At 57.5% G+C, this 6,589-nt stretch carries 6 protein-coding genes; 2 read left to right on the top strand and 4 right to left on the bottom strand.

Annotated elements, in window-relative coordinates; translation table 11 throughout:
• Positions 1-175: 175 nt before the first annotated feature.
• The 4 genes from RBB18_RS05300 to RBB18_RS05285 form a co-directional block, all read right to left on the bottom strand.
• Complete coding sequence (locus RBB18_RS05300; RefSeq protein WP_306110398.1) at positions 176-1,162, bottom strand: GSU2403 family nucleotidyltransferase fold protein; 987 nt, start codon at positions 1,160-1,162, stop codon at positions 176-178.
• Positions 1,163-1,475: 313 nt separating this feature from the next.
• The gene (nadC, locus tag RBB18_RS05295) at positions 1,476-2,375 is read right to left on the bottom strand and encodes a carboxylating nicotinate-nucleotide diphosphorylase (protein ID WP_103762533.1); all 900 of its coding nucleotides are present in this window, start codon (positions 2,373-2,375) and stop codon (positions 1,476-1,478) included.
• On the bottom strand, positions 2,375-3,343 hold the full coding sequence (nadA, locus tag RBB18_RS05290) for a quinolinate synthase NadA (protein WP_103762534.1): 969 nt from the start codon (positions 3,341-3,343) through the stop codon (positions 2,375-2,377). The genes nadC and nadA overlap by 1 nt, the downstream gene beginning before the upstream one ends.
• A gap of 90 nt (positions 3,344-3,433) precedes the next feature.
• On the bottom strand, positions 3,434-4,330 hold the full coding sequence (locus RBB18_RS05285; RefSeq protein WP_306110397.1) for a hypothetical protein: 897 nt from the start codon (positions 4,328-4,330) through the stop codon (positions 3,434-3,436).
• A 276-nt stretch (positions 4,331-4,606) separates the two neighbouring features.
• On the opposite strand from RBB18_RS05285, the gene RBB18_RS05280 reads away from it, so the two are divergent.
• The gene (locus RBB18_RS05280; RefSeq protein ID WP_306110396.1) at positions 4,607-5,293 is read left to right on the top strand and encodes an IS6 family transposase; all 687 of its coding nucleotides are present in this window, start codon (positions 4,607-4,609) and stop codon (positions 5,291-5,293) included.
• A gap of 200 nt (positions 5,294-5,493) precedes the next feature.
• Complete coding sequence (locus tag RBB18_RS05275; protein ID WP_306121236.1) at positions 5,494-6,579, top strand: ROK family protein; 1,086 nt, start codon at positions 5,494-5,496, stop codon at positions 6,577-6,579.
• Positions 6,580-6,589: the final 10 nt, after the last annotated feature.

The following is a 6,589-nucleotide window of genomic DNA, read 5'->3' as shown; positions in this document are numbered from 1 at the left end:
AAGCCGCGGCCGCCTAAACTCAAACAGAAACCGAACCAGAGCCTCCGTTACCAAAACAAACGACTTGTCCGAAAAACTCTGAAGACGGACAGAGATCGGGCTGGTCGACATCATCACCATGGCGATGATCGCCGTGCCAGTGATGAAATGTACATCGTCGCTACGATGATCGACGTTAAAGTCTGCTCAAAATGTCATGCGTTTCAGGCATGCGGTCAAGTGAGTTTGCAATGTGCTCCCGCCAGCGCGGGCCGACATCCTGGGCCGCGGCATATGCTCGTGATATATCGTCAGGCCGATCCTCCGCCAGCGTTTCTATGAGAAACGCAGCCTGTTCCCTATCCTTGACTGCCTTCAGGCTCCCTGCCCCGTCGCGCCGACGATCCGCGATAATCAACTTGTGAATTGCGTAGCGCTCCGGACGCGGCACCTGGACCAGTATCCCTGACCTATAGATGGCCGCTGCATAAATCGGCTCCGCAATAAGGAAATTGAGGTAGTTGAGTGCCTGCGCGTTGACACCAAGCGCGGGTAGGTCCTTAACGCTCTCGTCCCCGAAAGCAGGCGTCAGGAACTCGACCAATTGGCCGCTGCCCCCTTGCGTCCATCGCCATGTCCGCCCTTTGTCGAGCCCGGGCACCGGATCGAACTTCAACGCCGAAAAGGTCTCGGCCAGACTTGGGTCAACTTGGTCCCGCAACGCGACGCTGAGCTTTTGGAACTGTGCGATGTCGATGTCGCCGGTGTTCGCCATCCCGCCCAATGGCAGCCGTACCCCAAGCTCGCCTTCATATAGGCGAAACGCATTCGTACCGACAATTGTGCCGCCCAATCTGAACGTCCCCGCATGTGCCATCGCAGATAAAATTGAGCCCGTCGCCCGATCGGTCGGTGTCATGCCTTCGGCACGAAGCAGTCGGACCAGGCGAGATTGCTCGGCCTGCCGCTCTTTGGCAGTTTCTTGCAGTTCTTCGATGCGGTCGATGCGTCCACGCGTTTCCTCGTTATCTTCACCGATATAGAAGAAACGCGTGTCGTGTCCGACGCGGCGCGCGGCGTACCAATACGCCTTGTCGCCGCGTTTTTTCAGCGTCGGCTTGCCTTTCACTCCGGAGACTGCTTCATCCCTTAAGAGACGTACCAAATCGGTATATGCGCTCATTGCGATGCTGCTGAGGGAAGTCATGCCTATCACTTTCATGTTTTGCTTGGCACAATATGCCTAGCAAAAATTTAAATTGCTAGGCATTTTCTCAGGCGCCTTATGGATCGTAGATATGAAACAGCCATTCAGTGGAATTCAAGATGCAACGCTGTATCCGGCTATTCGGAACGGTTGCTCAAAATTTAGGGTTACGAGCTCAATCACCCACAGCTCACAGACTGTTTCTTTCTCAAATCTAAAACTTGCCCAGCCTTTCAGCCGCCACCGGGTTGGCTCATGCACAGCACCGCACACCTTCAGAAGCGGCGCATCATCGCTCTGCCGAGACGAAATCCAGTCCGATATCGAGCACTGGAGCGCTGTGCGTAATCCAGCCAAGCGAGATCAGGTCCACGCCCGAGGCCGCCACCTCGGCAACGGTCTCCGGTGTAACGCCACCTGACGCCTCGGTGATCGCACGCCCGTCGATCATGACTACAGCTTTACGCAGGGTGCCAGGCTCCATGTTGTCAAGCAACACGGCGTCGGCGCCAATCGTCAGCACCTCGGCCAGTTGCTCTAGCGTGTCGACCTCGATTTCGATCTTCACCATGTGCCCGATTTCGGACTGTGCTCGCTTGAGTGCCGGGCCGATTCCGCCCGCCAGCGCGATATGGTTGTCCTTGATAAGCACCGCATCGCCGAGCGAGAAGCGGTGGTTCATACCGCCACCCGCGCGCACCGCGTACTTCTCGAGTGCGCGCAGGCCGGGTGTCGTCTTCCGGGTGCAAACGATGGCCGCTTTCGTCCCGTCTACGGCACGGACCAGACCAGCGGTAGCCGTAGCGACCCCGGAAAGGTGACACAGGAAATTCAATGCGGTGCGCTCCGCGGTCAGGATGCTGCGTGACGATCCCCGGAAGGTCGCGACCCTTGAACCGGGCAGAACAGCGGCGCCGTCCTCGACATGGCGGGTGACGGCGATGCCGGGGTCGATCAGGGCGCAGGCCAGCTCCGCGCAGTCCATCCCGGCAATAATGCCGGGTTGGCGCGTGATGGCGGTACCCACCGAACAATGGTCGGCTGGGATCACTGCCGCCGAGGTCACATCCCCGGCCATCCCCAAGTCTTCATCTAGTGCGCGCCGGACCGCGTTTTCGATGACCGAACGGGGTGGCGGAGTGATCGCGGCCGTTTCCCGACCATCGAAGGGTGTGAAACGGTCCTGCATCAGATCGCCAGCATCCGCTCTACGGCGCGCCGGGCATCTTCAGCGATGGTCGGGTCCACTACAACCTCGTGAGTTCCCTTTTCCAGCGCGACCCGGATATTACGCAGACTGATCTGCTTCATGTGAGGGCACAAGTTGCACGGGCGCACGAACTCCACATCCGGGTGATCCACAGAAACGTTATCGCTCATGGAACATTCCGTCAGCAGGACCACTCGGTTCAGTCCTTTCTGCCCGACATAATCTGACATTACGGCGGTCGAGCCCGAGAAATCAGCCTCCGCGACAACTTCGGGCGGGCATTCTGGATGAGCCAGTACAGTTACTCCGGGCCACCCCTCGCGGATGCCGCGCACGTCCGCCGCCGTGAACAGTTCATGCACCTCGCAATGGCCATTCCAGGAAATGATTTCCACCTCCGTTTCCTTGGCCACGTTCCTGGCAAGGTATTCGTCCGGCACCATCAACACTTTGGGGACGCCCAACGACTCGACCACCTGTTTCGCATTGCCGGACGTGCAGCAGATATCCGACGCGGCCTTCACGGCTGCCGATGTGTTCACATAAGTAACGACCGGCACGCCGGGATTGGCCTGCCGCAACAGCCCGATATCCGCCGGCGTGATCGATTCCGCCAATGAGCAACCCGCGCCGGTATCCGGGATCAGAACAGTTTTTCCGGGGTTCAGCAGCTTCGCCGTCTCCGCCATGAAATGCACCCCTGCCAGCACGATCACATCCGCCTCAACTTCGATGGCCTGCCGTGCCAGCGCCAGGCTGTCCCCTACAATATCGGCGACCCCATGAAAGATTTCCGGGGTCTGGTAATTGTGCGCAAGTATCACCGCACGCTTATCGCGTTTGAGCTGTAGGATTGCCTCTATGTCCCCCTCCATCTGGATCCAGTCCGGTTCCGGGATGATCTTTGCGACACGATCATAAAGCTCGGGAAGGCGAAGTGCGGCCATGGGATTTCTTAATTCTCACTTTGAGTACATTTTCACATGGAATATGCTCCAATTGAGATTAAGTCAACTCCCCTTCCCGTCTGGACCTGACTACCGCGAGACCGGCAAACGTACACTGGTCAGAGCGCGCGCTTCCACAATGTCATTACGGTACCGAAACAGCTTGGCCGGCCGCCCCCGCATGTCGCCCGACATTTCTCCGGTTTCTTCGATCAGCTCCTGTTGGCTGATTTGCCGCCGAAAATTCGGTTTGTGCAACGGCAGACCGGACAGAGCCTCGACCGTGCGCTGCAACTGAAGCAGAGTAAAGCAGTCCGGCATCAGTTCGAACACTACAGGGTGGTATTTGATTTTTGCCCGGAGCCGCGCAATCCCGGTCGCAAGGATACGCCGGTGATCTCCGGTCATGACGCGTCCGAAACCCTGCACACCAGATTGAATAAAGTTTTCGGTCAGCCCGGCCTCGAACATCAGTTCATAGCGCTGCAAAACAAGGTCCTCGTTCCAGGCCATGCCATTCTGGCCGAACAGGAAGTTGATGCGCTGACAACGCAATTCATCGCCTTGCGCCCAATGATGCAGCCTTGCGTACAGCTCGCCCAGAACCTCCGGTCGGGCCGTACGATGATCTTCCCACGGGAAATAGTCATACCATCCGCGCCATTGCGGCCGGTCGGCGCCGAGGGCGTCCTGTTCGCGGACAAGGCCGAGATAGCCAATGGATATCTGGCGAACTTGCCCACCCACGCCCTCGGCAGACGGGGTACGATCACGATCACCAAAGGTGTAAAGCTGCTCGAGATATCCCACCGGATGCTTTGTCTGACTCTCAATCCAGACGCGAAGGCCACTCTGCAAACTGCGGTGTTCGGATTCGAACGGACCCGAAGGCAACGCATCGCCTGCATTTACGGTCATTACCCTGGGGTCATTGTCTGTGACCGCGACAAGAACAGCGATCAGTTCGGCATGTGCAAGCCCGTTCACCACGTAATCACCCAGTCATTGGTCTTCGTCCGAAAGCGTGCAGCTTGAAGGTGCACGTCTATGACGCTAACGGCTATCAGATACGCTTTTAACCGAAGATTTTGGCGCAGGCGATGGCAATGCACACTCCGACCCGGCGAAAAAACTGTCGGCTGAATTGCCACCCAATCCCTGGATAGGATCTGGCGTAATTTGAACGGTTCTGTCGCAAACTTTTGGGTGTTGGGCGTGTTGTGTAAGCAACTGGTCTTTGATTTTGAAGGCGGGTGCTCAAACATGACAATTGATTTCAAAGGCAGCCATTGTCCAAGATCGGTGATCTTGTACGCGGTATTTTTCTATATCCGCTACGGGGTCTCATATCGAGATCTTGAGGAAATCATGGCCGAGCGCGGCGTTGAAATTGATCACGCCACGCTGAATCGCTGGGTCGTGAAGTTCTCACCGTTGATCGCCGAAAAGGCACAGGCCAGAAAGCGGTCAACAGCCAAATCGTGGCGGATGGTCGAAACCTACATCAAGGTTCGTGGCAAGTGGACTTACCTGTACCGCGCAGTTGACCGTGACGGCCAAACCCTTGATTTCATGTTATCTGAACGCCGCGGCACAGCCGCTGCGCGCAGGTTCTTCAAACAAGCGGTTGGCACAAATGGTATCCCTGATCGGATTGCCATCGACAAGAGTGGCGCCAATCTGGCAGGCTTGCAAAGTTTGAACGTCATCCTCAAATTCACTCGGGCGGGACGGACTATCAACATTGTCCAGTCGAAATATCTCAACAATATTGTTGAACAGGACCATCGATTTATCAAGCGCATCACGCGGCCAAGCCTCGGATTCAAGTCGTTCCATTCCGCTGCCGCCACACTTGCTGGGATCGAGGCCGCACACATGATCCGCAAGGGCCAAGTCGGTCAAACAGGGATCTCGCCGTTTAAGCAATTTGCGGCCCTCGCAGAATAAGTGCGTCCTGCGAAAGGCGTTTTTCAAACAACCAAAAACTTTGCGACAAAACCTGAAGAACCTTTCCTTACTAATTAATTTCTTCTAGAATGAAATTAATTAGGAGATTCGGAATGCTTCCGCTTCAATCTAGACAAGTTTTAGGTGAACTACTTCTTAATGGCGCGCTTCCGCGTTCGGTTCTGGCCAAGCGGATCGGGGTGAGCCAGTCGGTTATCACGCGCGTTACGCAATCTCTGATCTCTGATGGGTACCTTCTCGAAGGCAGCGCGCTGTCCAATACGGCCGCCGGTCGGCGTGCAGTGGAATTGCTGCTCCGACCGGATCAGCATCATGTGGTGGGATTGGCTATAAATGCCTACAGGCAATCTGCATCGGTCTCGGACCTGACCGGGCGTGTCATCGCATCGCGCCAGATTCCAAGGATCGCGCAATCGGACCCGGAAAGCACTTTGCAAAAGCTCTCCGAGGTCGCGCGGGAGTTGGTCGCCGAGGCCGGTGTTCCTGAATCGACATTGCTGGCGGTGGGCGTCGCTTGTGTCGGCCAAGTCGACCGAACGGGGCGGTGGATCGCTACCTCGCCGGACCTGGGCTGGAACGACGTGGCCGTCGCCGACCTGGTCGGCGCGGACCTCGGTCTGCCGGTGTTCGTGGACAGTATGCAGAACGCCCTGAACGAAACCGAGCGGAAGTTCGGCAAGGGGGGCGGTATGCAGAACACGCTTCTCGTGTCTGTCGCGCTGGGGATCGGGGCAAGCTGCATCGTCGATGGAAACCTCCTGCGCGGACGACAGCCGGTGGTCGCGACGATGGGCCACATGCCGGTGAACGGCATTGGCCACGGATGCAACTGCGGGCGCAAGGGATGCCTTGCCACCGTGGCGTCTGGTTTCGCGGTGCTGCGCATGTTGGGGCTGGTGGAAGAATATGCCGCGCCTGGCCCGCACGATGCTGCACTCGTACCGATGCTGACCGCGCTGATCGAACGGAGCAGGGACGATGAGGCTGTGAGTTCCGCCTTCAGAACTGCCGGTCATTACCTGGGGCAGGCGTTGAAATCGGCGGTCACGGTGACCTCGCCGGACGCCATTCTGCTCTGGGGGCCGGTCGCGCAGGTCGATACCTATCGCGCGGGTATCGAGGATGCCTTGCGCCCCAATTCTTCCGATCCCTTTGGGTGGGACGGAGAGATTGTGGTGAGCGAAACCCCACTCGATCATGCTGCAGCCCGCCTAGCTCTGGACCGGTTCGCGTTCTGCACGCGGCCAAAGCCCAAAAGAAACTAAAAAATGAACC

It is taken from the genome of Roseovarius sp. MMSF_3298 (genome assembly GCF_030733705.1).
Classification (GTDB): Bacteria; Pseudomonadota; Alphaproteobacteria; order Rhodobacterales; family Rhodobacteraceae; genus Roseovarius; species Roseovarius confluentis.
The sequence above is the reverse complement of the archived record's forward strand: the minus strand, read 5'-3'. Positions and strand labels throughout refer to the sequence as shown.

Excerpts from the sequence above, each read along its gene's own strand:
- RBB18_RS05300 (WP_306110398.1), bottom strand. The coding sequence starts at position 1,162 with ATGAGCGCATATACCGATTTGGTACGTCTCTTAAGGGATGAAGCAGTC.
- RBB18_RS05280 (WP_306110396.1), top strand. The coding sequence starts at position 4,607 with ATGACAATTGATTTCAAAGGCAGCCATTGTCCAAGATCGGTGATCTTG.
- nadC (WP_103762533.1), bottom strand. The coding sequence starts at position 2,375 with ATGCAGGACCGTTTCACACCCTTCGATGGTCGGGAAACGGCCGCGATC.
- nadA (WP_103762534.1), bottom strand. The coding sequence starts at position 3,343 with ATGGCCGCACTTCGCCTTCCCGAGCTTTATGATCGTGTCGCAAAGATC.